This window comes from Streptomyces sp. SLBN-8D4 (assembly GCF_049739545.1).
In the GTDB taxonomy this organism is placed as follows: Bacteria; Actinomycetota; Actinomycetes; order Streptomycetales; family Streptomycetaceae; genus Streptomyces; species Streptomyces canus_C.
Genome location: NZ_JBMGQC010000001.1, coordinates 9,919,000 through 9,945,479, shown reverse-complemented (window position 1 = coordinate 9,945,479; position 26,480 = coordinate 9,919,000). Strand labels below are relative to the sequence as shown.

At 70.0% G+C, this 26,480-nt stretch carries 23 protein-coding genes and 1 pseudogene; all 24 read right to left on the bottom strand.

What is annotated here, in order from left to right; genetic code table 11:
* Positions 1-32: 32 nt before the first annotated feature.
* The 24 genes and pseudogenes from hypE to RKD20_RS45030 all read right to left on the bottom strand — a co-directional run bounded on the left by hypE (position 33) and on the right by RKD20_RS45030 (position 26,293).
* On the bottom strand, positions 33-1,112 hold the full coding sequence (gene hypE / locus RKD20_RS45145; RefSeq protein WP_424882834.1) for a hydrogenase expression/formation protein HypE: 1,080 nt from the start codon (positions 1,110-1,112) through the stop codon (positions 33-35).
* A complete protein-coding gene (gene hypD / locus RKD20_RS45140; protein WP_424882833.1) occupies positions 1,105-2,232 on the bottom strand; it encodes a hydrogenase formation protein HypD in 1,128 nt (375 codons plus the stop codon). Before hypD ends, hypE begins: the two co-directional genes overlap by 8 nt.
* Positions 2,232-2,534, bottom strand: a complete 303-nt coding sequence (locus RKD20_RS45135; protein WP_020124092.1) for a HypC/HybG/HupF family hydrogenase formation chaperone — start codon at positions 2,532-2,534, stop codon at positions 2,232-2,234. The genes hypD and RKD20_RS45135 overlap by 1 nt, the downstream gene beginning before the upstream one ends.
* A gap of 33 nt (positions 2,535-2,567) precedes the next feature.
* Complete coding sequence (hypF, locus tag RKD20_RS45130) at positions 2,568-5,024, bottom strand: carbamoyltransferase HypF (protein ID WP_424882832.1); 2,457 nt, start codon at positions 5,022-5,024, stop codon at positions 2,568-2,570.
* Positions 5,021-5,776, bottom strand: coding sequence for a hydrogenase nickel incorporation protein HypB (hypB, locus tag RKD20_RS45125; RefSeq protein ID WP_424882831.1), 756 nt, complete (start codon positions 5,774-5,776; stop codon positions 5,021-5,023). The genes hypF and hypB overlap by 4 nt, the downstream gene beginning before the upstream one ends.
* 3 nt (positions 5,777-5,779) lie before the next feature.
* Positions 5,780-6,178 carry a hydrogenase maturation nickel metallochaperone HypA gene (gene hypA / locus RKD20_RS45120; protein WP_424882830.1) on the bottom strand — a complete coding sequence of 133 codons (399 nt, stop codon included), beginning with the start codon at positions 6,176-6,178 and terminating at the stop codon, positions 5,780-5,782.
* A gap of 142 nt (positions 6,179-6,320) precedes the next feature.
* Positions 6,321-6,425 carry a DUF6893 family small protein gene (locus RKD20_RS45115; protein ID WP_424882829.1) on the bottom strand — a complete coding sequence of 35 codons (105 nt, stop codon included), beginning with the start codon at positions 6,423-6,425 and terminating at the stop codon, positions 6,321-6,323.
* A gap of 11 nt (positions 6,426-6,436) precedes the next feature.
* Positions 6,437-6,985, bottom strand: a complete 549-nt coding sequence (locus RKD20_RS45110; RefSeq protein WP_424882828.1) for a hydrogenase maturation protease — start codon at positions 6,983-6,985, stop codon at positions 6,437-6,439.
* Positions 6,982-8,412, bottom strand: coding sequence for a hypothetical protein (locus RKD20_RS45105; RefSeq protein ID WP_424882827.1), 1,431 nt, complete (start codon positions 8,410-8,412; stop codon positions 6,982-6,984). Before RKD20_RS45105 ends, RKD20_RS45110 begins: the two co-directional genes overlap by 4 nt.
* Positions 8,409-9,092 (bottom strand): DUF6084 family protein, encoded by a 684-nt coding sequence (locus RKD20_RS45100; protein WP_424882826.1) that lies wholly within the window; start codon positions 9,090-9,092, stop codon positions 8,409-8,411. Before RKD20_RS45100 ends, RKD20_RS45105 begins: the two co-directional genes overlap by 4 nt.
* Positions 9,089-9,730 carry a DUF5947 family protein gene (locus RKD20_RS45095; protein ID WP_424882825.1) on the bottom strand — a complete coding sequence of 214 codons (642 nt, stop codon included), beginning with the start codon at positions 9,728-9,730 and terminating at the stop codon, positions 9,089-9,091. Before RKD20_RS45095 ends, RKD20_RS45100 begins: the two co-directional genes overlap by 4 nt.
* Complete coding sequence (locus RKD20_RS45090; protein ID WP_424882824.1) at positions 9,727-10,260, bottom strand: hypothetical protein; 534 nt, start codon at positions 10,258-10,260, stop codon at positions 9,727-9,729. The genes RKD20_RS45095 and RKD20_RS45090 overlap by 4 nt, the downstream gene beginning before the upstream one ends.
* Positions 10,257-12,041, bottom strand: coding sequence for a nickel-dependent hydrogenase large subunit (locus RKD20_RS45085; protein WP_424882823.1), 1,785 nt, complete (start codon positions 12,039-12,041; stop codon positions 10,257-10,259). Before RKD20_RS45085 ends, RKD20_RS45090 begins: the two co-directional genes overlap by 4 nt.
* An 86-nt stretch (positions 12,042-12,127) precedes the next feature.
* Positions 12,128-13,216: a hydrogenase expression protein HypE gene (locus RKD20_RS45080; RefSeq protein ID WP_424882822.1), complete on the bottom strand. Its 1,089-nt coding sequence runs from the start codon at positions 13,214-13,216 to the stop codon at positions 12,128-12,130.
* Positions 13,217-13,279: 63 nt separating this feature from the next.
* A complete protein-coding gene (locus RKD20_RS45075; RefSeq protein ID WP_424882821.1) occupies positions 13,280-15,061 on the bottom strand; it encodes an enoyl-CoA hydratase-related protein in 1,782 nt (593 codons plus the stop codon).
* Between the two features lie 163 nt (positions 15,062-15,224).
* Positions 15,225-15,482 carry a hypothetical protein gene (locus tag RKD20_RS45070; protein WP_424882820.1) on the bottom strand — a complete coding sequence of 86 codons (258 nt, stop codon included), beginning with the start codon at positions 15,480-15,482 and terminating at the stop codon, positions 15,225-15,227.
* Positions 15,469-15,783, bottom strand: coding sequence for a DUF6400 family protein (locus RKD20_RS45065; RefSeq protein ID WP_424882819.1), 315 nt, complete (start codon positions 15,781-15,783; stop codon positions 15,469-15,471). Before RKD20_RS45065 ends, RKD20_RS45070 begins: the two co-directional genes overlap by 14 nt.
* A 279-nt stretch (positions 15,784-16,062) precedes the next feature.
* Positions 16,063-16,836 carry an SDR family NAD(P)-dependent oxidoreductase gene (locus RKD20_RS45060; RefSeq protein ID WP_424882818.1) on the bottom strand — a complete coding sequence of 258 codons (774 nt, stop codon included), beginning with the start codon at positions 16,834-16,836 and terminating at the stop codon, positions 16,063-16,065.
* A gap of 951 nt (positions 16,837-17,787) precedes the next feature.
* Positions 17,788-18,351 (bottom strand): DinB family protein, encoded by a 564-nt coding sequence (locus RKD20_RS45055; protein ID WP_424882817.1) that lies wholly within the window; start codon positions 18,349-18,351, stop codon positions 17,788-17,790.
* A gap of 164 nt (positions 18,352-18,515) precedes the next feature.
* Positions 18,516-18,713, bottom strand: a pseudogene (locus tag RKD20_RS45050) (fumarylacetoacetate hydrolase family protein); the annotation flags it as partial.
* 412 nt (positions 18,714-19,125) lie between these two features.
* A complete protein-coding gene (locus RKD20_RS45045) occupies positions 19,126-20,727 on the bottom strand; it encodes an RICIN domain-containing protein (protein ID WP_424882816.1) in 1,602 nt (533 codons plus the stop codon).
* A gap of 117 nt (positions 20,728-20,844) precedes the next feature.
* Positions 20,845-23,241 carry a ricin-type beta-trefoil lectin domain protein gene (locus RKD20_RS45040; RefSeq protein WP_424882815.1) on the bottom strand — a complete coding sequence of 799 codons (2,397 nt, stop codon included), beginning with the start codon at positions 23,239-23,241 and terminating at the stop codon, positions 20,845-20,847.
* A 620-nt stretch (positions 23,242-23,861) separates the two neighbouring features.
* The gene (locus RKD20_RS45035; RefSeq protein ID WP_424882814.1) at positions 23,862-24,884 is read right to left on the bottom strand and encodes a LacI family DNA-binding transcriptional regulator; all 1,023 of its coding nucleotides are present in this window, start codon (positions 24,882-24,884) and stop codon (positions 23,862-23,864) included.
* A 275-nt stretch (positions 24,885-25,159) separates the two neighbouring features.
* On the bottom strand, positions 25,160-26,293 hold the full coding sequence (locus RKD20_RS45030; protein ID WP_424882813.1) for a GH12 family glycosyl hydrolase domain-containing protein: 1,134 nt from the start codon (positions 26,291-26,293) through the stop codon (positions 25,160-25,162).
* Between the last annotated feature and the right edge of the window lie 187 nt (positions 26,294-26,480).

Genomic DNA, 26,480 nt, shown 5'->3' with positions numbered 1-26,480 from the left:
ACGCCCCTGTCAGCGGATCCGCACGGATCCCGTCAGCAGATCCGCGGCAGTTGCTCCCCGATCGGTAGATCGACCACCCGCGTCCCTCCCAGGCCGGTCCGTGCGACCACCATGCCGGGATGCCCCTCCACGGCCTCACCGATGATCACGGAGTCCGCGCCCAGAGGATGGGCTCGCATCGCAGCGAGGACCGCGTCGGCGTGCTCGCGCGGGACGAAGGCCACCAGCTTGCCCTCGTTGGCGATGTACATGGGGTCCAGTCCGAGAATGGCGCAGGCGTTGGCGACGGCCGGCGGGACCGGGACGTCGCGTTCCCGGATGACCACTCCGGTGCCCGAGGCCTGCGCGATCTCATTGAGCGAGGCGGCCAGGCCGCCTCGGGTGGGGTCGCGCAGGACGTGCAGATCCGGGGTGACGGTGAGCATGGCGTCGACCAGGCCGCCGAGCGCCGCGCAGTCGCTCTTGATCTCGACTCCGAACTCCAGGCCCTCCCGCACGCTCATGACCGCCACCCCGTGGACGCCGATGGCGCCGCTGACGATCACGACGTCGCCGGGGACGACTCGCTGAGGGCGCAGATCGACGCCCGCCGGAACCAGACCGATGCCCGCGGTGTTGATGTAGATCCCGTCGCCGTGTCCGGCCTCCACCACCTTGGTGTCGCCGGTGGCCACCTCCACACCGGCGGTGCGCGCGGCCGCGCCCAGCGCCTCGGACACGCGGGTTACCACGTCGAGCTCGACACCCTCCTCCAGGATGAATCCGCAGGAGAGGTAGGCCGCGCGGGCTCCGCTCATCGCGAGGTCGTTGACGGTGCCGTTGACCGCCAGATCGCCGATGCTGCCGCCGGGGAAGCACAGCGGCCGCACCACGTAGGAGTCGGTGGAGAAGGCCAGCCGGGCACCGCCCAGGGAGAGGACGGCGGCATCACCCATCTGGGCGAGCACCGTGCCCCCGAAAGCGGGCGCGAAGATCTGCTGGACCAGTTCGGCGGAGAGGACTCCCCCACCGCCGTGGCCCATGACGACGCGGGGCCGGTCCCGCAGGGGCGCCGGACATGTCCACGCCTCGACGTCCAGGGCGGGGACGGGGAGATCGGTGGTGTCAGACAACGGGGGTCGCCTCCTGGGCCTTGGTGGCGGGCATATCCAGCCGCCGGTAGAGGTAGTACGCGGCGCAGGCTCCCTCGCTGGAGACCATGGTGGCCCCCAGCGGGGTGCGAGGGGTGCACAGGGTGCCGAAGGCCTCGCACTCGTGCGGCTTGAGCAGCCCCTGCAGGACCTCTCCGCTGCGGCACTCGGCCGGCTCCTGGGTGCGGATGCCCTCGACGGAGAAGCGGTGTTCGGCGTCGTAGGCGCGGTACTTCGGCGCCAGCCGCCAGCCGCTCTGCGGGATCACCCCGATGCCGCGCCAGGCACGGTCGGTGACCTCGAAGACGTCCTCCAGCATGGCCCGGGCGGCCGGGTTGCCCTCCGCTCGCACGGCACGGGCGTAGGCGTTGTCGACGGTGTGCTCGCCGCGTTCCAGCTGCTGGACGGTACGGCGCACGCCTTCGAGGATGTCCAGCGGCTCGAAGCCCGTCACCACGATCGGCACCCGGAAGCGCTCCGCCAGTTCCGGGTACTCCCCCATGCCCATCACGCTGCAGACATGGCCGGCCGCGAGGAAGCCCTGCACCCGGCAGCTCGGCGACGACATGATGGCCTCGATGGCGGGCGGTACGCGGACATGGGACACCAGCATGCTGAAGTTCCCGATGCCCAGCTTCCGGGCCTGGTGGACCGTCATGGCGTTGGGGGGTGCGGTCGTCTCGAAGCCGATGCCGAAGAACACCACCTCGCGCTCCGGGTTCTGCTGGGCGATCCGCAGCGCGTCGAGCGGTGAGTAGACGACGCGCACGTCACCGCCCTCGCCGCGGACCTGGAAGAGGTCCCGTCCGGTGCCCGGCACGCGCAGCATGTCGCCGAAGGAGCAGAAGATCACCTCCGGTCGGGAGGCGATCTCCAGAGCCTTGTCGATGACCTCCAGCGGAGTCACGCACACCGGGCAGCCGGGTCCGTGGATCAACTCGACCATCTCCGGCAGGAGTTGGTCGATACCGTGGCGGATGATGCTGTGCGTCTGCCCTCCGCACACCTCCATCAGGGCCCACGGCCTGGTCACCGTGGCGTGGATGTCGTCGAGCAGGCGGCGGGCCAGCTCCGGGTCCTGGAACTCGTCGATGTACTTCACTACTTCCGCACCTCTTCCACCGGGTCGACGCCCGCCTCGGTCGCCGCCATTTCCCAGGCGTCGCCGAACTCCTCCTGCAACAAGCCGAGTTCGGCGAAGAGTTCGAGTGTCTGCCGCGCCGATTCCTCGTCCAGCCGCTGCAGGGCGAACCCGACGTGGACGATGGCGTACTCGCCGACCTGGAGGTCGGGCAGATACTCCAGGCACACCTCCTTGACCACGCCGCCGAAGTCGACGGTGGCCATCCGGGTGCCGTCCCGTTCCTCGATGTCCAGCACTCTGCCGGGTACCGCCAGGCACATGAGTGATCTCCTCGCTGTCGGTCGCGCGTCTGCTCAGTCGGTGGGGATGGGAGTGGGAGTGGCGCGGGCGGCCACCATCAGTTGGCCCAGCGCCAGGCCACCGTCGTTGGGCGGCACCAGGTGGTGCCGCAGGACCGTGAAGCCGTCCTCGCGCAGGGTGGCGGAGCAGGCCGCGGAGAGCAGCGTGTTGGCGAACACGCCTCCCGTCAGCGCGACCGTGTCAAGGCCGTGCCGCTCTCGCGCCCGCACGCACATCCGGTGCACCAGGCCGGCCACGCCCCGGTGGAAGCGCGCGGCGACCAGCGCCGGCTCGACTCCCCCGCGCAGGTCGCCGACGATCGCCGCGAGTACAGGTGCCGGGTCGGCCCGTACCGGTTCCGGATCGGCCGGTACGGCGCCGTCCCGGTTCTCCTCCGGTGCGTGCAGGGCGAAGGCGTACGCGGTGGTGTCGTCGGCCGGTGCACGCACAGCCGCGCCTTCCAGTTCGACGGCGGCCTGCGCCTCGTATCCGGCTCGGTGGCACACCCCGACGAGGGAGGACACGGCGTCGAAGAGCCGGCCCATGCTGGACGTGGGGACACAGTTCAGGCCGCGCTCCAACTGCCGTTCCAGCACGTGGAGTTCGTCGAGCGGGCAAGCGGTCGTGCAGGCAAGGTCGTCGGACCAGTCGATTCCGGCCGCCCTCAGATGGGACAGTGCCATGCGGTACGGCCGGCGCACCGCGACGTCACCACCGGGCAGGGGAACATACGCGAGGTGTCCGAACCGGGTGAAGCGGTCGTAGTCCGCGACCAGGAACTCCCCGCCCCACACGGCGCCGTCGTCACCGTGGCCGGTGCCGTCGAAGGCGACGCCGATCACCGGCCGGGTGCCGTCCAGTCCGTGTTCGGCCATGGCGGCGGCAATGTGCGCGTGATGGTGCTGGACGCGTACGACGGGCCGATGCGTCGCGTTCCGGTCGGCCCATCCGGCGGAACGGTAGCCAGGATGCCGGTCGGCGACCAGGACCTCGGGCCGCACTCCCGTGATGGACTCCAACTGCGCCACCGCGCCCTCGAAGACCCGCTGTGTGCCGACGTCGTCCATGTCGCCGATGTGCGCCGACAGCCAGGCCTGACGGCCCGCCCCGAGACAGAAGGCGTTCTTCAGGTCTCCGCCGACGGCCAGGACCGGACGCACGGGCAGCGGGAGGGAGAGCGGCAGCGGGGCGTAGCCCCGCGAGCGGCGGATCACCAGTGGCTCCCCGTCGCAGACGCGGACCACGGAGTCGTCGCACGGGACGTGGATCGGCCGGTCGTGCGTGAGCCAGGCGTCGGCCAGATGCGCGAGTCGCTCCAACGCCTCGTTGTCGTCGGTGACGATGGGCTCACCGGACAGGTTGCCGCTGGTCATGACGAGCAGCCCGGGGCCGTCCGGGTCGCCGGGCAGACCGAGCAGCAGATGGTGCACGGGGGTGTAGGGCAGCATCACCCCGAGGTCGGGGCTGCCGGGTGCCACGGCCGCGGCGGGCCGGAGGCCCCCGGGGGCGTGCGACGGACGCCGCCTCAGCAGGACGACCGGCCTGGCACGGCCTTCGAGCAGGCTCCGTTCCGCCGGGCTCAGCCGCACGAGGTGACGGACGTCGTCCGCGGTCCGCGCCATGACGGCGAACGGCTTGTCCCCGCGCGCCTTTCGCCGGCGCAGGAGGGCGACCGCGTCCTGGTTCGAGGCATCGCAGGCCAGGTGGTAGCCGCCCAGGCCCTTCACGGCGAGGATCGCGCCACGCTTCAGCAGCGCGCGGGCCTCGGTGACCGGGTCCGAGGTGGCCGGGTCCGAGGTGACCGGGTCCGCGGTGACCGGGTCCGCCCCCTCGTTCTTCCCGATCCGTGCTTCCTGGGCGAGGATCAGCCGCAGACGGGGCCCGCAGGCCGGGCAGGCGACCGGCTGCGCGTGGAACCGGCGGTCGGCCGGATCCTCGTACTCCCGGGCGCAGTCGGGGCACATCGCGAAGCCCGCCATGGTGGTGTTGGCCCGGTCGTACGGCACGCCGGTGACGATCGTGAAGCGCGGGCCGCAGTGGGTGCAGTTGACGAACGGGTGCCGGTAGCGCCGGTCCGCCGGGGTGGCCAGCTCGCCGAGGCAGTCGGCACAGGTGGCGGAGTCCGGGGAGACCAGGGTGCGGGCCGGTCCGCCGGTGCGCGAGGTGAGGATGGTGAACGCGGTGCCGCCGACGGGAGCCATCTCCCGGTGGTGGACGGACTCCACGCGGGCCAGCGGCGGTGCCTGGGCGGCGATCAGGTCGCAGAACCGGGCCACGGCCGAGGCGCTGCCCTCGACCTCCGCGACGACGCCCTCCGGGGTGTTGGTCACGTGTCCGGCCAGGGCCAGTTCGGTGGCGAGGCCGTAGAGGTAGGGCCTGAAGCCCACGCCCTGCACCACTCCCCGGACGGTGACCCGGCGTCGCCGTGGAGTGTTCCCGGCGACGGCGGTCGGAGCCTGCGGACCGCTCACGAGTGGGTGTGGGCCATGGTGCCGGTGGCCTCCGGGTGCGTGTGGGTGTGGTTGTGGAGATGAGGCTGCCGGGCCATGACCGGTGAGTGGACGGGTGTGCCGTCCGCAGCGCCCAGCGCCCGGTCGAGCAGCGCGCCGACTCCCTGCCCCCGGCGTGCCGACGTCAGGATCACCTCGACCCCCGGGTTGACCTGCTGCACATTGGCGCGGAACGCCGCCTCGTCGAACTCGACGGCCTCCGCGATGTCGGTCTTGGTGACCACCACGAGGTGGGCGAGACCGAAGGCGGTGGGGTACTTGAGGGGCTTGTCCTCGCCCTCCGTCACGGAGGCGAGCGTGACCCTCAGCGTCTCCCCCAGGTCGTAGGAGGCCGGGCAGACCAGGTTGCCTACGTTCTCCACGAACAGCAGCCGGGTGTCCTCGGGCAGCCACCCGTCCAGGTGCCCGGCGAGCATCCCCGCCTCCAGATGGCACAGCCCGTCGGTGAGCACCTGCTTGACGGGGACCCCCGAACGCGCCAGCCGGGCCGCGTCGTTCTCGGTGGCCAGATCGGCGCTCAGCGCCGCGACGGGAACCGCCCGCTCCCGTGCTCGCAGCAGTTCGCGCTCCAGCAGCGCGGTCTTGCCGCTGCCCGGACTGGACAGCAGGTTGACGACCGCGATGCCTCGAGCCGTAAGGTGCGCGCGCAGTTCGTGGGCGCTCGCGTCGTTCTTCGCGAGTACGGCCTGCCGCAGGTCGACGACACGGCACATGGTTCAGCGCTCCTCGGGGATCGGTTCGCGGGTGGGTGCGTGCGGGGGGCCGCCGTCCTCCCAGTGCACGTCGAGGATCTGCAGTTCCCGGCCCGCGAGCAGGTCGGTCTGCGTACCGCCGCACGCGGGGCAGGTCAGCCGGGGCGGCATGCCGACGGCCCATTCGTGTGTGCAGGGAGTGCAGCGAGCCCGCCCCGGCACCGCTTCCGTGATCAGTTCGGCGCCTTCCAGCAGGGTTCCGGCGCAGGCCAGTTCGAAGGAGAAGGCGAGTGCGTCGGGTACGACGCCGGCCAGTTCGCCCACCTGGAGTCGTACCGATCGCACCGCCTTGACGTCCTTGGCCCGCATGGCGGCCTCTTCCACCTGGTCGACGACGGCCAGCGCGACGGACATCTCGTGCATGGGGCTTCGTCCTTCCGCAGCCTGTCTTCCGCAGGCTTCATTAGAGGCGGGCGCCCCCTGGAGGGGCGGCCCGGCACGCCGTCGCCGGCCGGCGGATACACCGTTCGACGCAACCTCACGGCGCACCGCCGTCTCCCGCGTTTCACATCCGTCGGATCCGCAGGTAGCGCCGGAGGTCGGGAAGCACCTCGGCGGCGACAGCGACCAGGGCGGCGAGGGCCGCTCCGCCGATGACGATCTTCTTCATCCCGTCTCTCCTCATGTCGAGATCCCACCGGCCGTGGCCCGCGGCGCGGACTCTCCCGGCTCGTGCCTCAGCAGCTTTTCGATCAGCCGGACAGCCTCAGGAACGGCGTCGGACACCGGCGGGCTGAGACCGATGCCCTCGTCCACCGAGGCCGGTTCGCATCCCACGACCAGGACGCGGCGTGGTGGCTCGCCGCCGGTCCCGGCGCACAGGGTGCCCAGCAGTGCCAGGACGGTGTCGGGGGTCATCCGGTGGCCGTCCAGCGCGGGGGCGGCGGGTGAAGGGCTCCCTCCGCCGACGTCGTGCTCGATCACGTACAGCGTGCCGGGGGCTTCGCCGCGTGCCGTGGCGTCCACGAGGACGAGGGTGTCGTAGCCGTCCAGCAGCTGATAGGCGAGGTGCACCCCGCGCACCCCGATGTCCACGACCTCGATGTGTGCGGGCAGGTCGTGCTCGGCGAGCCAGCGGGCGGTCTCCACGCCGAAGCCGTCGTCCCCCAGGAAGACGTTGCCGATGCCGGCGACGAGAGTCCGGGGGCCTGACTGGGGAGCGGGGTTCATACGTCGTCCTCCAGCGGGGTGATCTCGTCGGGCTGGAAGTACAGGTACCGTCCCTGTTCGCGGCGGATGTCGGCGCCCGGGTCGCCCTCGACAGTGACCGCCAGGTGCACCCCGCCGTCGACGTCGTGCAGCACCGCCTCGACCGTCGCGGTGCGGCCCCGCAGGAAGATGTCCTGCGCGTCCGTGCGCCGCAGGCCCGGATGCAGTTCGACGCGGCTGCCCTGGCCCACCGACCGGCCGTCCACGACCACCCGGTCCCGCTCGGGGTCGAAGCCCACGTCGCTCGCCGGGTCCCACCAGGGGGTGTCGGGCCGCTGCACCCCGAATTCGTCGGGGAAGCCGCCGTCCGGGGAGGACGGGCCCGGGCCGGCCACTTCGCGCAGGCTGCGCACCGCCCCGTGCAGCCGCTCAAGGACCTCGGCCGGCATCGAGTCGGCCAGCTCGATCACGGCGGCCGCCCGCTCGTCGGTGCCCCGGGCCTCGCGTTTCTCCTCGTCGGTGAGGGCCGCGGTGCGCAGCGCGAGGATCTCGTCGATCTCGGTGGCGTCGTAGAGCGCGCCGGGACTCTCCGGGGCGATGGCCGGATGGTCCTGCAGGATGATCGGCGAGGACAGCACGAGGTCGGCACGGCCGGGTTCGCCGGCGAGTACGGGCCAGGTGTGCAGGTTGCGGCAGGCGGCGACCGCGCCCTTCGCCCACTCGGGGGGATCCGTCATCGACAGGAACGATCCGGCGCTGAGGGCCATGAGGAGGTGGGTGGCCACCAGGGAGTGCGGCAGAGCCGCCTCCCGGTCCGCGCCGCGGCCCGCGGGCGGTGTCCAGTCGCTGGTGTTCTCGATGACGGCGGTCAGCCGCACGGCCCGGTAGGGGCCGTCGAGTTCGCGGGCCGAGAGCCGTACCGCCCCATTGATCTCCTCGCAGCGCCGGACCAGCCGGCCGACGGTGCGGCCGGCCTCGTCCACGACTGGCTCGGACTCCTCGCGGGCGGGCAGCCGGAAGGGATGTGTGACGCCGTCGCCGAGGAGCTCGTCCACCGACGCGACCACCTCGACGCGCTCCTCGTTTCCCTCGTCCCAGGGCACCAGAACCCGGTCGTCGAGGCGGAGTTCGGGCACCGTTTCGAAGTCGCCGTCCGGACGGGCCCGCTGCACCGTGCGCCTTCGGGCGTGCAGGAAGCGCACCTCGACCGAGAGGGTCGCCCCCGCCTTCGGTTCCATCAGGCATTCGGTGTGCTGGAAGTCGTGCTCCTCGCACTCGGTGCCCCAGCCGGGCGGCACGAGCACACCGAACTGCCAGCGCAGCCGGTTCTTGGCCGCCGAGGCGCGGTACGGGTAGAGCACATAGCCCTCGAAGAGGACGGCGTCGGCCACCTGCCGGGCCAGAGCGAAGCGCTCCTCGGTCTCCGGGGCGAACGCGGTCACGGTCACGGATCGGTCCTTCCGGTGGTGGCGGTGAGGGCGCGCAGCGGGTCGTGCGCCGGCGGGTCGGCACCCTCAAGGAGCGCCGCGACAGTCGCCTCCCAGGAGGGCAGGGCATGCCGGGAGCGGTAGGCGAGGAGGGCGTCCATGGTGTCGCGGGGCAGCCGGAGCCAGCCGCAGCCGGGGAAGTGCTGCTCGACCATGTCCCGCCAGGCGGTGACGGGCATCCTGAAAGGTGCCTCGCGGTCCCACGGGACGGGCTCCACCCGGAAGCCGCCGGTTCCGGTGAACGCCGTACCGGAGAAGAGCATCAGCAAGGGGACCTCGCCGTCGGTGAGGGCGTCGAGATAGCGGGTCGCGGCGATGTCCATGTCGTAGGTGCAGGGAACGACGAGGTCGGTCTCGATCTCTCCGGTGAAGCTCGGGACCATGACCGAGACCTGGGCGAACTGCACCGGCTGGAGCGTGCTGCCCCAGCGTGAGCGCTCGCCGAAGAGGTCCGCGAGGCCGTCGGCCTCGGCGGGCTCGTATCCGCGGCGGGCGGGTTCGATGCGGATCTGGCAGCGCAACGCGAGGGCGTGCACGTGCGCGTTGTCGCCGGCGGTGACGCGCAGCCGGAAGACGAGGGTCGGACCGGCGGCGTAGCGGTCGGCTCGGACACCGGTGCAGGCGAAGGAGAACTCGGTCACGGATGACCCACCTCTCCCAGGGGCCGGACGCGTCGCGCGACATCCGCGAAGAACGCGTCCAGCGCGGCGCGGGCCTCGGCTCCGCCGTCGAATCCCTGCCACAGCAGGCGCATGCGGCCGACGAGTTCGTAGCAGATGTCGATGGGTACGAGGTGGCACTCGCAGCCGGCGTTCGTGCGGCGCAGCAGCAGCGCCTCGACGTCTGCTTCGAGCAGTCCGGCGAGGCGGCTGCCGCCGAGGACGTCCGTCCACGTGGCCGGTTCGAGTTCGCTCTCGGTGGCTCCGGCCGGGCTCGGGTAGAGGGCGACCAGCCGGTCGAGCGCCGCGTTGCGGAAGAGGAAGGCGACGCCGACCGGGATCTGCAGCGCCTCCCACGCGCTCTCGTCGAGGCGGTGTCCGGGGTCGGTGAGGTAGCGGGCCGGGACCGTACGGAAGCGGCCCGCGGCGGCGCCCGGCTGCTCCATCAGCAGCGCGCACGGGGCGCAGGCGCACACCAGGGCGCGTTTCTCGGTGTCGACGAGATGGCGGTGGCCCGCCTCCACCGCCACGGCGCACAGCTCACACCGTTCGGGCTGCGGAGGCTTCTCGGTGAGAAACCTCCGCAGGCCGGGCGTGCGCGTCGCCGGGGACGCCGTCATCGGGCCCCCGTCGGTGCCGTGCCGATCTGGAGGAGCGTCGGTCCCGCGGGGGCGGTCTGTACGTCGACCGCCCTGACCTCCGGTGCCAAGCAGGCGAGCGCTGCCTCAGCGGCCTCCTGGGCACCCGTGCCGCTGCCGCAACCGCAGCCGCCGGCCTCCCGGGTCCGCAGGGTCAGGGTGCCGCTCTCCTCGTCGAAGCCCACCACCTCCAGGGTGTGCTCCCGGACCCCGTCGAGGGCGCGGGCGATGCGGGTGTCGCGGTCCTCGGGGTGCAGGTCGTGCAGGACGAGCAGGTTCGCGACCAGTCCGTCACCGAGCAGCTCCGCGGGGAGTTCGCCCGGAGTGGAGGACAGCAGGTGGAGGATGCGGGCCAGGCCGGCGCCGTAGAAGTCCATGAGGGACCGCACGAGTTCCTCCGCGGCCGCGGCGGCGGCCGGGTCGCCGCTCGCGGTCAGCCGCTCCAGCACCTCCTCGACACGGCGTCCGGTCTGCTCCGCGTTCACCGGCGTCGCCGCCGTCGCCGCGCTCATCCGCCCAGTCCGCTCAGGCCGGTGGGGACGTGCATCGACTTCACGGTCTTGCCGCCGCCGACGTACATGTGGACGCCGCAGGGCAGACAGGGGTCGAAGCTGCGGACGGCGCGCATGATGTCGATGCCCTTGAAGTTCTCCGGGGTGTTCTCCTCGAAGATGGGCGTGTTCTGCACGGCGTCCTCGTACGGGCCGGGCGTGCCGTAGGTGTCCCGGACGCTGGCGTTCCAAGGGGTCGGCGGGTACGGGTGGTAGTTGGCGATCTTGCCGTCCCGGATCACCATGTGGTGGGACAGGACACCGCGGACCGCCTCGGTGAAGCCGACGCCGATGCTCTCGTCCGGGACCTCGAACTTCTCCCAGGTCTGGGTGCGTCCGGCGCGGACCTCCGCCAGGCCCTTCTCCGCACAGTGCAGGGCGACCGCGGCGGCGTACGCCTGGAAGTAGGTACGGGCGCGGTTGCGTTCCAGCGCGTTGGACCACTTCGGGATCTTCCACTCGAAGGTGGTCTCCGGCTTGGTCATGGTGCGGGGCAGGTTGATGACCACGCTCTGCCCGGTGGCCTTGACGTACCCGACGTCGACGAGACCGGACAGGGCCGTCGACCACAGGCGGGCGATGGGGCCGCCACCGGTGTCCAGGGCGAGGTGGTCCTTGCCGTCGAACCAGCGCGGGGACATGACCCAGCTGTACTTGTCGTCGAAGTTCCGCTTCTGCGGGGTGGGGATGGTGTGCTGGTTCCACGGGTGGCGCGGGTCCACCGGGTTGCCGAGCGGGTCATGGGTGACGAACTGCTCCTGACCCTGCCAGTCCTCGTAGTAGGAGCTGCCCAGCAGGATGCGGATGCCGAGGTTGATCTCGGTGAGGTCGTTGGTGACGAGCTTGCCGTCGACGACGATGCCGGGCGTGACGAACATGCGCCGGCCCCAGTCCGTCATGTTGGCGTAGGTGAAGTCGCAGTACTCGGGGTCGTTGAGCGCGCCCCAGCAGCCGAGCAGGACACGCCGGCGGCCCACTTCCTCGTACCCGGGCAGTGCCTCGTAGAAGAAGTCGAACAGGTCGTCGTGCAGCGGCACGACGCGCTTCATGAACTCCACGTAGCGCATCAACCGGCTGAGGTAGTCCGTGAAGAGCTGCACGGAGGCGATGGTTCCGACGCCGCCCGGGTAGAGCGTGGAGGGGTGCACATGGCGGCCCTCCATCAGGCAGAACATCTCGCGCGTGTAGCGGCTGACCTGGAGGGCCTCGCGGTAGAACTCGCCCTCCAGCGGGTTGAGCGAGCGCATGATGTCGGCGATCGTGCGGTAGCCGTGCTCCGCGGCGTGCGGGGCCTCGGTGCGCTCGGCGAGTTCGAGGACGCCGGGGTTGGTCTCCTTGACCATCTTCTCGCAGTAGTCGACCCCCACCAGGTTCTCCTGGAAGATGTTGTGGTCGAACATGTACTCCGCGGACTCACCGAGGTTGATGATCCACTCGCCGAGGTGCGGGGGCTTCACGCCGTACGCCATGTTCTGCGCGTACACCGAACAGGTGGCGTGGTTGTCACCGCAGATGCCACAGATACGACTGGTGATGAAGTGGGCGTCGCGCGGGTCCTTGCCGCGCATGAAGACGCTGTAGCCACGGAAGACCGACGAGGTGCTGTAGCACTCGGCGACCCGCTTCTGCTTGAAGTCGATCTTCGTGTGGATGCCCAGGCTGCCCACGATCCGGGTGATCGGGTCCCAGGCCATCTCCACCAGGCCGCTGCCGTCGCCGGCCGCCTTCGTCGTCGGTGCCATCTGTGTGCCGTGCCCTTCGTTGCGCGGGAGGTTCGGGTGGGGGGTGCATGCACGAGAACGGGGAGCGGGTCAGCTGCGGTGCGTGCTCACCACGGGGGTCGGTATCCGGTGGTGATCGTGTCTCCGGTACGGCGCCACTTGGGCTCCTTGTCCACGGTCCTGGCCGTGATCGACCGCAGTTTGCGGACCACGGCGCCGTACGCCCCGCTGGTACCGCTCGACACCTTGGCGCCGGGAGGTTCGTCCATGAACGGCATGAACTTGTCGGGGAAGCCGGGCATGGTGCAGGCGATGCAGATGCCGCCGACGTTGGGACAGCCGCCGATCCCGTTCATCCAGCCGCGCTTGGGCACGTTGCACTTGACGACCGGGCCCCAGCAGCCGAGCTTGACCAGGCACGTCGGCGAGTCGTACGACAGGGCGAACTGGCCCTGCTCGTAGTAGCCCGCACGGTCGCAGCCCTCGTGCACGGTGGCCCCGAACAGCCAGGTCGGGCGCAGCTTGTCGTCCAGCGGGATCATCGGGGCCGCGCCGGTCGCCTGGTAGAGCAGGTAGGTGAGCGTCTCGGAGAAGTTGTCGGGCTGGATCGGACAGCCGGGGACGCACACGATGGGGATGCCCGCGTGCGACTTCCAGTCCCAGCCGAGATAGTCCGGCACGCCCATCGCGCCGGTCGGGTTGCCCGCCATGGCGTGGATGCCGCCGTAGGTGGCGCAGGTGCCGATGGCGACGACCGCCAGTGCCTTCGGGGCGAGCCGGTCGATCCACTCGCTGGTGGTGATCGGCTGGCCGGTCTCCGGGGTGTCGCCGAAGCCGCACCAGTAGCCCTCGGGCTTGATCGCCTCGTTGGGGATGGAGCCCTCGACGACCAGGACGAACGGGTCGATCTCGCCCCGCTCCCCCTTGAAGAACCACTCGATGAACGTGTCCGAGCCGCCGACCGGACCGCACTCGAAGTCGATGAGCGGCCAGTGGACGGCGATCTTCGGAAGGCCCGGCAGCGCACCGAGCACGATCTCCTCGATGCTGGGCTGCATGGCCGCTGTCAACGCGACCGAGTCGCCGTCGCAGCTCAGGCCCGCGTTGATCCAGAGAATGTGGATCGTGGGTGTCTCGTCGGCGGGCGCGCCGCTCGCGTCCGCAGCATCGACCGTGTCCGGCGTCGCCTCAGTCATGGGACCGCCTCCTGGGGAGGTAAGGGATGAAGGCTAAGATTTCGACCATCGCTTCTCTTCGTATCAGCCGTTCGGCCGCGATGAGACGCCAATGAGGGCCGTTCCGGTGACATCCGCGACGGAGGGGGTCGGGCCGGTCTGCGCAACCCGGGCGGGACCGAGGTGCGGCGGGGTGCGCGCGGGCCGCTCCTTGTGGACGAAGGCACGACGCAGCGAGTGGTACGGGGCTTCCGGGTCGTCGAAGGTGCGCCGCATCCGGACCAGCTCCTGCTCACGGAAGCCGGCCAGCGGGGTCGTGCTCTCCAACCGGTCCAGCTCCGCCTTCTTCGCGGCGATCCGTGACGCCGTCGCCGGCAGTGACGCCAGACGCGCCGCCAGACCGCCGACCTCCCCCGCGAACTCCTCAGGTCCGCGGTCGACCACCCGGTCGACGAGACCGAGGCTCAGCGCGCCCGCCGAGCTCACCGGCAGAGCCTCACGCATGAGCCGTTCGGCCGTCGCGGAACCCACTCTGCGGGGCAGTGTGTGCGTCCAGTACTCCGAGCCGTACAGGCCCATCAGACGGTAGTGAGGGTTCAGCACGGCGCCCGAGCGGCACCACACCTCGTCGGCCGCCAGGGCGAGCATCACCCCGCCCGCCGCGGCGTTGCCCGCGACAGCCGCGACCACCAGTCGGTCCGTCGTCGTCAGGACGGCCTCGACCAGGTCGTCGATGGCGTTGATGTTCGCCCAGGACTCCGCGGCGGGATCGTCCGCGGCCTCGATGACATTGAGGTGGATCCCGTTGGAGAAGAAGTCCCGTTCGCCGCCCAGCACAAGGACGGACGTGGGCCGCCGGCACGCTTGCCGGTATGCGTCCAGCAGACGTCGGCACTGCTCCGTGCTCATGGCGCCGCCCGGAAAGGCGAACGAGAGGAACCCGACGTCGCCCTCCTCCCGGTAGCGGATGTCCGTCCAGGTACGGTGCTCCACCTCGGGCAGCAGGGGCAGGGCATGATCGGGCAGGGGCGGCAGCAGGCCGCCCAGTGCCCGCACGGCGGGCAGTTTGTACGTGGGCGGCTGCCCGGGCATGCGCCGGGGTCGCAGCTCGGGGATCCACACGGCGCCGTCCCTGGTGGCCCGGCACACCGCTCCGGCCCTGGTGCCCAGCAGCTCGCCCGGGCGGCCGCGCAACACGCTCTCGGGATGACCGCCGTGCAGGTACCACTCACGTCCGAGCAGGATGTCCAGCACGCCGGGCTGCGAGTCCGCCGCTCTCAGCTTGCGCAGGACATCCTGGGTGGAGTCCTCGGCCCAGTCGATTCGCCGGATGCTCTGGTCGAGGTAGGGGCGGGGGCGCAGGAGAGCGTCGGCCGTGGGTGCCACGTCCTGCTTGCGTGGTACGTGGGTTCCCTCGGCGAAGCGCTCGACCGAGAGCATGACGGCCTCGACAGCGGCGTCGGCGATCTCGCCCCGGTACAGCTCGCTCTTGGGGACCGGAGGAACCCGGCACGGTACGCAGGCCCACACGTCGCCGGCGTCCATCTCCCTGTCGGCCTGCAGGACGGTGACGCCCCACTGGTCGACGCCCTCGTGGATCGCCCAGTCCAGGGAGGAGGGACCGCGGTCGCCCACGGGCCCCGGATGGACGATGAGGCAGGTGTGCGCTGTCCATACCTCCTCGGGAATCGCCGTCTTCAGCATCGGCGCCACGATGAGCTGCGGTGCGTGCCGCCGCACGAGGTCGGGCAACGGGCTGCCGGGCAGGGCGAGTTCCACCGCCACGGTGTGGCCACGGTCGCGCAGCTCGGCGTGGACACGCTGGGTGAGGCTGTTGAACGCACTGGCCAGGAGCAGGATGTGCACGGCTGCCTCCGAGACGGACGAACGGCAGGCAGCAATGGCCGCCGCACGCGATCCTCGGGCAGGGCGACCTGCCGTCCCCGACGACAGGCGGTGAGGTCATCCGAAAGCGGGCGCCGATCCGCCGTCCGGCCTCACTGGCCGCGGCAGACGACGCCACTGATGATCACATTCGTCGCAGGCCGCTGGTGATGCGCTCCCACCGGGAGCGGGTGGCGCCGAAGTGGGTCTCGTGGGCCCAGATGTGGGTGCACGACCGGCACTGCAGGTGGAGCAGGCTGCCGACGTGGGCCAGCAGGTAGCGCCAGTGCTCGGAACAGGTGCGCCCCTGCTCGCAGGTGGCGCACCCGCGACGGTCGTCGCAGTTCGGGCAGGCCACCCAGGCGCGCCGCCCGATGTCCGCCTGCGGGTCAAGCGGCAGCATCGCCGCCGCCTCGCCGCGGCAGGACACCGGCCGAGACCAACTCGTCGTACACGCGCTGCTGCTCCGCACTGAGGCCGGAATACAGCAGCTCATACGCCGCTTCCTCGCCGCGCAGCGCGGCGACGGGGTCCCAGTCGGGGCCGAGAGCGTCCAGGACATGTGCGCGCCGGAGCAGTTCATGCGAGCTCAGGTCGATGTCCAGGTCGACCGTCGGAGACGGGTCGGGTCGGTCCGCCGCGGACCTGCTTTCCGTGGCGGGTTCATCCGGTTCGCCTGGAAGGGCGCGGCCATGGGAGGACATGGGACCGAACGTAGGCAAGCGCCTCTCGCCCCGGCAAGAGCAGGTGGGAGAAGTCACAGCAGGCCCGCGCCCTCAGGGGACGTTCGGTGGCAACCCGTACACGCCCGTCGGCCGACGACTTGTCGGTCGGCTCATCCGTCTCCGTGGCGATGCGGGTTACGGCTTGAGTACCGCCAGCACCTCGTCGAGCGAGACGCCGACGGGGTCAGATGCCGATGCCGGCGGCCCCGAACGACAGCTCGGTCACCCGGCCACCGCTGCCACCCAGCGCCGACGTCCTCATGACCCGGCCCTCGGACGGAGCCGGAGCCCCTGCATGCCGCCGTCGACGGCGAGGGCGACACCGGTCACGGAGGCGGCGGCCGGGGAGGCCAGGTAGGCCACGGCCGCCGCGATCTCCTCCGCGCCGACCAGGCGTCCCATGGGCTGGCGCGCGTTGAGGGCGGCGCGTTCCGCCTCCGGGTCGGCGGAGGCGGTGAGGAGCCGGGTCACCCAGGGGGTGTCGGCGGTGCCCGGGTTGACGCAGTTGACGCGAATGCCCTCATGGACGTGGTCGGCGGCCATGGCCAGGGTCAGCGACAGGACGGCACCCTTGCTCGCTGAGTACAGGGCACGCTGCGGGAGGCCGGCCGTGGCCGCGATCGAGCCGATGTTGACGATCGCCGCAGTGCCCGGACGGGCAGCGGCAGCGCGCCGCAGATGCGGCAGGGCGGCACGGGTCGCGCGCACCATGCCGAGGACGTTGACGTCCAGGACGCGGTGCCACTGTTCGTCGGGGCCGTCCTCGACCGTACCGACGGCGCCGATGCCGGCGTTGTTGACGAGGACGTCCAGTCCGCCGAGCCGCTTCGCTGCTTCCTCGACGGCGGAGCGGACCGCAGTGTCGTCCCGGACATCAGCCTTGAGGGCGTGCAGCGGGGCGGGCACGCCGGACGGTTCGAGGTCGAGGACGGCCACCGCCGCGCCGCGCGCCGCCAGGGTGCGGGCCGTGGCGAGCCCGATGCCGGACGCGCCACCGGTGACGAGGGCTCTGAGTCCTGCGAGATCGGTCATGAGGCGGCTTCCTTCCGGGAGCGTCGGCTGAGCGGGAGGGAGGACATGGGCGGCTCCTTGACTGGCACAGGCACCGGGAGGGACTGCGCGGGAGTGCTTTGAGTACTTCGGTGCAAAAGGGTGCGGCCGGCGTCAGTTGCGGACGGGGGTGAGAGGTCGAACGGACTCGTCCCGGCCGTGGCCGGGAGGGAGCGGTTCGGAGTCCTCGTACCTCCGACACCCCTCGACTAACATCGGATGTATTAAGAGGCAAGGGATCGCTACGTGTCCAGAGCCAAGACAGAATTGCCACGTGAAGGGGCTGCCAGCGATCTAAGCTGAGCGAGCACCCGAGGAAGCATCCGATGTAAGCTGCGCTGCGTAGCGGAGACATCCCACACCTGCGGGGCCCGTTGACCGCGTCGGCCAGGACAGGGCGCGCGTGGTCTGGCCCCGTACGCGGCGCGGTCCGCGCGGCGCCCCGGCGCGGCCGTTGTCTACCGCTGCGCGCCCATTGACGGCTCCCCACGGGGCAACGGCGTGCCGCTGCAGGACACACGGGCGCGGACACCCGGACCTCCGGTCGCCCCCTCAGGGACGCCACCAGATCCGCTCGGGCGGGGCGGAGATCGAAAATCGTCGGCAACCTTTTCGCCGTGGGTGGCCACTGACCAGTGCACCATCGGCCCGAGCTTGCGAACGGACAGGTAATGGACACAACGAGGCGGATCGCGCGGCAGCGCAGGCGCAGGCGCAGACGGCGACTCGTGCTGGGCGCCACGGCGGCGCTGGCCTCCGCGGGCGTTCTGGCCACAGCCGGTTGACCTGGGCATGCCCATCTTCACCGACAACGCGCCGCCGCCCCAAACGGATACGGGAAGACCCGGGCCTCAAAGCTGACCACTGAAGCAACTACCGGCCCCGCCCCGGGCGGGGCCGTATGCAATGAAGCTCGTAGCCACGGAGCGCAAGTCATATTGGGCGCGGTACGGCTCCATCCTGCCAGCGGTAGAGGTCGCGCAGCAGGGAAATCTCGGCGCCGTGATGGATCAGCTCCCTGTTGACGTGCAGGACCCTGTTCTCCATGGGAAACCGCTCGGGACCCACCGTGGGCGGATTCTCCAGGTCAGTGTCAGAGAGTTCGCGGACCCCCGCGTTCCATCTCCCATACATCTCATCGAGCTGCCTTAGCGCCTGGTCAGCGGTCCCCGCGTAGGCGAATGTCGCGGAGTTGACGTCCTGGCCGCCGAAGTACCATCCGACCCGATAGCCCAGGCAGGAGACGATGATGTGCGCCAGCCGCCAGGCAATCGTGGTCACCGGTGCGGGCTCCGGGCCAGGGGACGCTAAGTCCATCGCCCATGCCCCCGAACCTTCCGACATCGGTGCGGCCGACGTGCCACGTGGGCGGACACTCCAGCAGCCGCGCACCGGCTCCCAGAAGTACTCCTCATCGGTAAGACCGTCCAACCGCGGCCGTAGGTTCTTGTGCCAGTACCAGTCCAGCTGGTCCGCGAGTCGCTCGCTTCTTGTCATTTCCGCACACTACATACAACGAAAACCTGGCTGTGACCCCCGTGGACGCCGTCGTCGGCCCGCAATCCCCTGATCCATCCGCTGACGATCCCGTGTTCGACACAGCGGACGCCACGGCGAGCCACTGCGAGATCGCGACTTCAACGCTGGTCCGGGACAGGCCGGGTGCCCGTGAAGACGAGGTCACCGGGGAGAAGCGGCACGACGGCGGACAGCCGGGCGATGAGCTCGGGAAGAGGGAAGATCATGGATTTCGTGCGGTCGTGCTGGAGGACCTCGCCGTTGAGCAGGCCGGTGATCTCCAGGTCGTCGGGATCGTCGAACTCGTCCGGAGTGACGAGGACCGGCCCGGTCGGCCCGAACACTCACGGGTGGATCCGGTCGCCAGGGGAATGACGCCGCTCCTCCAGCCCCGTAATAGCCGACCAAGGTGGTGAGTTCGAAGAGACCTCGTTCCCCCACTCGGCCACCGTGTCGCAGTACTCGGCGTCGCCCAGGATGCCGGTCCGGGTCAGCGCGGCGGTGGCCGACAGCGCGGCTCGCTCAGCGGGGTCGAGCAGCTTGGGCAGCTCTCCGGCGCGCAGGAATGACGAGCTCGGCTTCGGTGAGGCCGCAGGCGCGGCCCCCTGCCTCGTGAGCCTGCCATTCGAAGGCACTCCCCCAGCGGGCGGCGACGAACAGGAGACGCCGGAATTCCACCACGGACTCAGCGCACCGCACTCACCGTGTTTCTCGGCGCGCGCCAAGGCTGGTTGCGTCCGGTTTTGCTCGCGCCTAGCGGAGTGCGGAGAGGTCGACGGCGTTCGCCATGGCCTGCATTCCGGCGTCGTTGGGATGGAGATGGTCGCCGCTGTCGTAGGCAGGAAGCATCTGGGCGGGGTTGCCCGGATCCCGCATGACGGAGTCGAAGTCGATGACCGCGTCGAACGCGCCACTCGTGCGGATCCAGTTGTTCACCGTGGTCCGGATGCCGGCCTTGGTGCTGTTCAGCGGGGAGTAGGGCAGCATGGTGCCCCCGATGATCCTCACACCGGCCGCGTGGGCCTGCGCGATGATGTCCTGGTACCCGGCGATCAGCTGGTCGGCGGTGAGGGAGGGGTTGTTGTTGATGTCGTTGATGCCCTCCATGAAGATCACGTCCCGTACGCCCCGCTGGCCGAGGGCGTCGTGCGCGAACCGGACCGTGGCGGCCAGTCCCTGCGGGGCCCAGCCGGCATCGGCGCGCACCATGTTGCCCCCGATGCCCGCGTTGACGACGGAGAGCCGCTGGCCGCCGCTCGCCGACTGCAGCCGCGCGGCCAGGCGGTCCGGCCAGCGCCGGTTGCTCTCGAGTGTGCTGTTGTAACCGTCGGTGATGGAGTCGCCGAAGGCCACCACGGTTCCGTTGGTCACGCCGGCGGGTGCGACGTCGACGCCGGACACGTAGTACCAACTCCACATGGAGGTGGTGAAGTTGGTGGCTGCGTCCTCGCCCGCGTGATTGCCTGAGCCGGCCTCCGAGCGGTACGAGGTCTGGTAGGCGTCCCGGTGGAAGGTGGAGGCGCCGGTCGCACCCGGAAGGTACAGGCTCACCAGGAGGTCCTGTCCCGCGCTCACCGACATTGGGATGACATCGCTGGTCACTTCCGCCCCGGCTGCGACGGTCGGGTTGCCGACTCCGCCGAAGGTCACGGTGCGATGGGTGCCGGGCACCGCGGCGGCGCCACTGGACCGGACGGCCACGTCGACGGCGCCGACGGACAGCGAGATGGTGCCGCGCAGGTTGGACACCCGGATCCGCACCCCGGAACCGGCGACGCTGGTGTGGACGACCATCCGCAGCGTCTGCTCGGAGAAGGTGTCACCGCCGGAGGTCACAGCGGGGGCGAAGGCGCCTACCCGGGGGCGTTCGGTGAGGCTCCACTGCTGGTTCTTGTCGCTGCTGCACGACCACTGGATGAGCGGTGTGTTGTCACCCACCGAGCCGCCTTTGACGTCGAGGCACATCCCGCTGTTGACGGACTTGACCGCTGAGCCGTTGAAGGTCCAGCGCTGGTTGGGTCTGCCGCTGCACGGCCACTGGATGACCGACTCTCCCGCCGAGGTGGACGCGCCCTTCACGTCCATGCACTTGCCGCTGTTGATGTTCACCAGCGAGAACGAACCATCGCTCTGGGCGACGGTCTGCCACAGCTGACTGGCGTCGTCGGCGGCGGCGTTCTGCACCACCTCCGCGGCGTCGGCCGACGAGGCCGACTTGACCTGTGCGTTCTTGCCGCTGTGCGCCGCGGTCAGCGCGTACACATGGCCGTCCTGCGGTCCGGCTGTGGCGGCGGTGGTGGTGGCGGTGGCCGGGGCCACCGGTACGAGCGACAGTCCCAGGACGGCCACTGCCACGGCTCCCGTGACGGCGGCTCTGTTCCGAAACCCTCTCATCAGCACCTCTTCCATGTGGTCCTTCTCCTGGGAGCCGAGGCCGCGGTGAGGCGGGCCTCGGCCGGTGGATGGCTCGGGTCAGTTCCGTGTCCACTGCTGGTTGGTACCGGTGCCGCACGAGTAGAGCTGGAGCCCGGAGCCGTTGGCGCTGCGTCCGTCGGTCACGTCCAGGCAGCGGCCGGACTCGACTCCGACGAGGGTGCCGTTCGCGTTGAGGGTCCACTGCTGGTTGCCGCCGCCGTTGCAGGACCAGATCTCCACGGGCGTGCCGTTGGCGGTGCCGTGGCCCGTCGCGTCCAGGCACTTGTCGCCGTACACCCGCAGTTCCTTGGCCGAGGTCAGGGTCCACTGCTGGTTGGAGCCGGCGTTGCAGTCCCAGATCTGCGTCAGGGTGCCGTTGCTCTGGTTGTAGCCCGGCACGTCCAGGCAGCGTCCGGATCCGGTGCCGGCGACCTTGGTGGTCGACCCGATCGACAGGTTGTCGAACTGGCCCGTCTCCCCCTGGCTGTTGCCGTAGCCGACCTGCCCCGCGGAGTAGGTGTTGTCGTTGACCGATCCCACCTTCACGTCGTCGATCCACGCGGTGATCGTGTTGCCGTAGAAGCCCAGCCTCATGGTGTGCCAGGAGTTGGTGTCCAGCGCGGTGACCGTGCCGCTTGCCAGCGTCACGAAGTTGTTGTCGGTGTCGTTGCGCAGGATGGACCAGGCTCCGGTGTTGCTGACCCGCAGGTAGTAGGCGTTGAGGCCCTCCGGGCCGAAGGAGTGCTGCCAGGTGGCCCGGCCGATGAGCTCCGTGTAGCCCGCGCTCTCCAACAGGACGTCGCTGGAGACCTGGTAGTCCTTCCAGCCGACGTCACCGACGAGGGCGTAGGGGTGCGACAGGGGGGCCCAGGTGATCGGCGTCTGAGCCGCCATCTGGCGCACGCACTGCCCGCCGCGTCCGCCTCCGCAGCCGACGACCTCGTAGGAGCCCTGCTGGTCCTGGACGTACTTGGCCTCACGGCCGGTGGCGTAACCGTCGTACGAGTCGGCGTACGGAAGCCCCAGCGAACCCTTCGCCGGGCCGGCAGCGGTGCCCTTGCCCTGTCCTGTCGTGGTGGTGAGGGTGTATACGTGACCCGGCTGGACGGTGAGCGAGTAGGAGCCCGCGGACGGCGTGATGTCGGTGACGTGCACCATCCCGGTCGCGGCGTCGGTGGAGTTGACGTTGGTCGACCAGACGTGCACGGCCCCGGTGGACAGGCCGCCGGTCACCGAGAAGTCGAGCGTCTGCGCCGCGGAGGCCTGGGTGGTCTCGATGACGGTGCTGTAGTCGCTGTTGTTGGTGGACTTCAGGGTCACGTAGCTGCCGTTGGAGGCGCTGCCGCCGATGTACCCCGTGGAACGGTCGAGGTACTTCCAGCCCGGTGAGGTGAACTGGGTGGTCTGGGCGGTGACCCAGGTGCTCTGTCCCACGGAGTACGCGCCCGACCAGGGCTGATTGGCGACGACCAGGCCGGCGGTGGGCCAGGGAATGTTGGGCGTCATGGCCGCGACCACGGGCCAGTTGATGGTCGCCGTCATCTTCCCGTCGATGTAGTCCCGGTTGTTGGCACGGGCCATCGCCGCGGCTCCGTCGTTGTAGTCCTGCGAGCCGTTCTCGCTGGCCCACAACTGCTTGCCGGTGGCCAGCGCGTTGGGGGTGCTCGGGCAGGAGGTCTGGGAGGTGAGCCAGCCGCACGGGTAGTGGCTGCCGATGATGTCCACGGACGCGGCGAAGGAGGAGTCCTTCAGCATGTCGTCGGCGATACCCCAGTCACCGTCCGCCCCCACGATCCTGATCGAGGAGTAGCCGTTCGTGTTCAGCGCGGTGCGCAGGCCCTTGTACCAGCCGGTGTTGTAGCCACGCTCGTTCCAGCCGCCCAGGTAGCTGATGGTCAGCCCGTGCGTTTTGGCGCAACCGAGCCAGGAGAGCAGGTAGTTGGTCATGTCGTCGGACCAGAAGTTGCCGTTGCCGATCCAGCCCGGCGCGCCCCAGGCCAGGCCGTAGAGCTTGATGTTCGGGTTGCGGGCCACGGCCTGCTCCATCAGCCACCACTCGTAGCCTCTGTTGCAGTTGAGGTCGCCGCGGGTGTGCTGGTGGCTCGGTTCGGCGCCACTGGTGGAGTTGGTGTCCCCGCCGATCTCCGCCTTGAGGATCTGCAGGGCCGCTCCGTATCCGGGCTTGAAGAGGTAGTCCAGAACCTGGCTGCGCTGCGGCTCGGGGTAGTCGATCAGCAGCCTGCTGTTCCCGCCGCCACCGCTGATGGCACCGACGCCGTCGAAGGTGCGTCCGGCCGAGGTGCCGTCGAGGGTGATCGATGTCGCCGCCTGGGCCGGGGCGGCGACGAGCATGGATCCCATCATCGCGATGACGAGTGCACACACCACGCCAAGGGTGCGCCGCAGGTGGCGGCGACCGTTGCGCCCGCTGGGCGGACGTCTGAGGACCAGCATCCCGTTCTCCTCGGGTTGTTGGACGATGACGCATTTCGTTGGAGGCAGGGCACTGACGAATCGACGACGGGACCAGCCCATGGGAGGGCCCCGACTGCTGAGCCATCCGATGTATAGAGCGAGTCTTCCCGGATTCGGACCGCCCTCAAAACCTCGACGTTGAAGGTATGGGTGACCATGTTCGGCGTCAATGCCTGCAGCACAACAGGGATCTTCGGATCGCCTACTCGTCGACGGTGAGGGCGGAACAGCTGGACAGGCGTCGCCACTCCGATGGAGAATCTTCACAATACATCCGACGTATCACAGATCCCGTTGCCGTCTTCTGAGGTGGACAGCGTCGCCTCCGTCAGGAGCCCGCCGTCGGCGGCGGGACAGGGCGCGGCGCTGCGGGCAGTGGAAGCCAGGCAGCAGGGATGTACCGCCGGCCAGGACAGCACCCGCTCTCCCGGAGGAGTTGGTTTCTGGAGTCGGTGGTCACCGACCGGTGCACATCGGCTGGATCCCGTGGCACGGACGAGGGATGAGGACATCGAGGCAGACCGCCCGGCGGCGCAGGCAGAGACGCAGACTTGCGCCGGGAGCCACAGTGGCGCATGAAGCTGTCGGACGGAGGGCGGTCAGGACGACTCCCGGACGACCAGCTCTGTGCGGAGGATGACGTGGCGCCAGGCCACGGACTCCTCCTCCATCTCCTCCAGCAGCAGCCTGATCATGGCCCGCCCCATCTGCTCCAGCGGCTGTCGCACAGTGGTCAGGCGCGGCTCGGTGCGCTCTGCCAGTGGAAAGTCGTCGAAACCGATGACGGCGACGTCCCCGGGGACCCGCCGTCCGGCCGCGCCCAGTGCGCGCAACGCCCCGGCCGCAGTGGTGTCCGAGGCAGCGAGGACGGCGTCGATCTCGGGGTGCCGTTCGAGGAGTTCCGTCATGGCACGACGGCCGCTCTCCTCCGAGAAATCACTCTCCGCGACCCAGGACCGTGACGTCTTCAGACCGGCCAGCGCCAGCGCGTCCTGATAACCGCGCAGTCGGCACTGGGCAACGTACATGTCCAGTGGCCCCGTAATGGTGGCGATCGCCGTGCGGCCCTGTTTCAGAAGGTGGGACACGGCATTTCGGGCGCCGCCCACGTTGTCGGCGTCGACGTAGCTCACATACTCGTCGCCCGAGCGGCGCCCCAGCAGAACGGTCGGCAACCGCGCCTCGGCGAGCATGTCCGGCAGCCTGTCGTCCGCGTGTACGGACATCAGCAGGACTCCGTCGACCCGGCCGCCTCGCGCGTACTCCAGGAAGCGCTGCCGCTCGGTCTCCGAGCGGACCAGGGTCAGCATCAGCTGCATCCCGGTGTCCGCCAGGGCATCGCCGAGTGAGCGGACGATCTCCGAGAAGAACGGCTCGGCGAACTGCCGCCAGTCCGGCTCAGTCAGGACGAGGGCCACGGCGTCCGCACGCTGCCCGGCCAGGGAGCGGGCCGCGAGATTGGGCACGTAGCCCAGTTCTTCGATGGCCCGCTGCACGGTCTGGCGTGTCGACTCCTTCACGCCGGCCGCGTTGTTGATGACCCGGGAGACCGTGCCCCGTCCCACCCCGGCGTGGGCGGCCACCGCTTCCAGAGTCGGCGCTCCAAGACGCCGCTTGGCCATGACCACCTCCCCACCCGCGAGATCACCGATCTTACGGGGCGGAGGACCCGGGCACATGCCTTCCGCACATGAACGACCGGGCTCGGCGCGAAGGGAAGTTGCGACAGCGATGGTCCGCTGCGGACGAGCCCGCCGAAACCCGGGAAGAAACCCGCGGACCCACCCCGCCGGACAGAAGTGTCAGCCGGATGGATCCGCGGTACCGGGTGCACGCGGTTGGACGCGGGCCGGGCAGGCCTTCCAAGCGGCCTGTCAGACCGCCCGTCCCGGTGCCTTCAGGCGGTGGTGCAGGGCGTGCCGTTCAAGCTGAATGCGCCTGGTTTGGCGAAGGCGCCGTCATAGGCGCCCTGGAACCCGAAGGAGACCTGGCCGCCCGGTGCGATGGACGCGTTGTAGGCCATACCACCAGCCGTCGCAGCTCCCGACGAGGGTGAGATCTCGGCGCTCCACGCACTTGTGACCTTCTGCCCGGGCGGCAACGCAAAAGCGAGTTTCCAGGCGTCAACGGGCGACGAGCCCGTGTTGGTCACGGTGACATCCGCCGTGAACCCTCCCTGCCACACGTTCGTGCCGTAGCCCACCTTGCAGGCCGACGAACCGCCCGAGCCACCCGTGCCGCCGCTGCCGCTGCCGAGGTTCACGCTGGACGAAAACGAGTTCACGGCCAGGCCCGCGCCGTTCTGCCAGGGCTCGAAGCCTGCCTGAATGCTCGTCAGGTACCAGTTGTCCTGGGCGAGTCCGCGGGAGACGGCCTGCCGGACGAAGTCCATCACGTCGAAGTTCCAGCTGTCGATCGCCGAGGGTGCGACGAAGGACAGGACGTCGTTGGAGCCGTTGTTCCCGGACCACACCTGCCAGTTGCGGCCGCCCACCGTGGCGGAACCGACGGGCGATCCCACCGGCTGCACGGACCCCACCCGGTTGAACCAGATCATGATCTCGGTGCGGTTCACGCCGTCGGTGCGGGGCGTCGGGTCCAGCCAGATGTCGTAGGCGGCGTCGTAGGCCGCACCGCTCACGTAGCTGTAGGAGATGCCTGAGGGCGCGCTCGCGATGGAGTTGAGCCGGGCGGGGAGATTCGTTCCGGGCGAGCAGTTGGTGTAGTGGCAGCCGTTGTACACGGACGGGTACGACTTCGGGGCACCGCTCGTCGGGACCGAGCCGTCGGCCTGGGTGACCCTGAAGCCGGAGTCCGTGACGGAGATGCACTGGGAGGCGCTGGTGCCCCAGCGGTTGTTCTGCACGACGTAACGGCCCTGGATCGTGGTGGTGCCGAACGCCTCGCAGATCGTCGTGTCGGCCTGGGAGGCCGAAGCGCCGGTGAGCAACGCGGCCAAGGCGACGAGCGTGGTCAGCAACGCACCGCAGAGGGCGCGCATCCTGAGGACTTGGTGACGTGACGATTGCATGCGGCTCCTCCGCGAGCGATGTGGGGGGCGAGGGCTTCTGCAGGGAATTGGGAGCGCTCCCAAAAAGCGATCTCGCTGGGACTGCAGGAGAGGATCATGTTCCTGACAAGGCGGTCGGCTCTGGTGTCTTGAGGTGATTACCGAAGCCGCTGGTGCGGCGGGTGGAACGGGGCTCGACAGCTTGCGG

Bases quoted from the DNA above. Each gene is read 5' to 3' on its own strand.
- hypA (WP_424882830.1), bottom strand. From the start codon at position 6,178: ATGCACGAGATGTCCGTCGCGCTGGCCGTCGTCGACCAGGTGGAAGAG.
- RKD20_RS45135 (WP_020124092.1), bottom strand. From the start codon at position 2,534: ATGTGCCTGGCGGTACCCGGCAGAGTGCTGGACATCGAGGAACGGGAC.
- RKD20_RS45080 (WP_424882822.1), bottom strand. From the start codon at position 13,216: ATGACTGAGGCGACGCCGGACACGGTCGATGCTGCGGACGCGAGCGGC.
- RKD20_RS45070 (WP_424882820.1), bottom strand. From the start codon at position 15,482: ATGCTGCCGCTTGACCCGCAGGCGGACATCGGGCGGCGCGCCTGGGTG.
- RKD20_RS45090 (WP_424882824.1), bottom strand. From the start codon at position 10,260: ATGAGCGCGGCGACGGCGGCGACGCCGGTGAACGCGGAGCAGACCGGA.
- RKD20_RS45095 (WP_424882825.1), bottom strand. From the start codon at position 9,730: ATGACGGCGTCCCCGGCGACGCGCACGCCCGGCCTGCGGAGGTTTCTC.
- RKD20_RS45030 (WP_424882813.1), bottom strand. From the start codon at position 26,293: ATGCAATCGTCACGTCACCAAGTCCTCAGGATGCGCGCCCTCTGCGGT.
- RKD20_RS45060 (WP_424882818.1), bottom strand. From the start codon at position 16,836: ATGACCGATCTCGCAGGACTCAGAGCCCTCGTCACCGGTGGCGCGTCC.
- hypB (WP_424882831.1), bottom strand. From the start codon at position 5,776: ATGTGCCGTGTCGTCGACCTGCGGCAGGCCGTACTCGCGAAGAACGAC.
- RKD20_RS45085 (WP_424882823.1), bottom strand. From the start codon at position 12,041: ATGGCACCGACGACGAAGGCGGCCGGCGACGGCAGCGGCCTGGTGGAG.
- RKD20_RS45065 (WP_424882819.1), bottom strand. From the start codon at position 15,783: ATGTCCTCCCATGGCCGCGCCCTTCCAGGCGAACCGGATGAACCCGCC.
- RKD20_RS45115 (WP_424882829.1), bottom strand. From the start codon at position 6,425: ATGAAGAAGATCGTCATCGGCGGAGCGGCCCTCGCCGCCCTGGTCGCT.
- RKD20_RS45035 (WP_424882814.1), bottom strand. From the start codon at position 24,884: ATGGCCAAGCGGCGTCTTGGAGCGCCGACTCTGGAAGCGGTGGCCGCC.
- RKD20_RS45040 (WP_424882815.1), bottom strand. From the start codon at position 23,241: ATGCTGGTCCTCAGACGTCCGCCCAGCGGGCGCAACGGTCGCCGCCAC.
- RKD20_RS45110 (WP_424882828.1), bottom strand. From the start codon at position 6,985: ATGAACCCCGCTCCCCAGTCAGGCCCCCGGACTCTCGTCGCCGGCATC.
- RKD20_RS45055 (WP_424882817.1), bottom strand. From the start codon at position 18,351: ATGACAAGAAGCGAGCGACTCGCGGACCAGCTGGACTGGTACTGGCAC.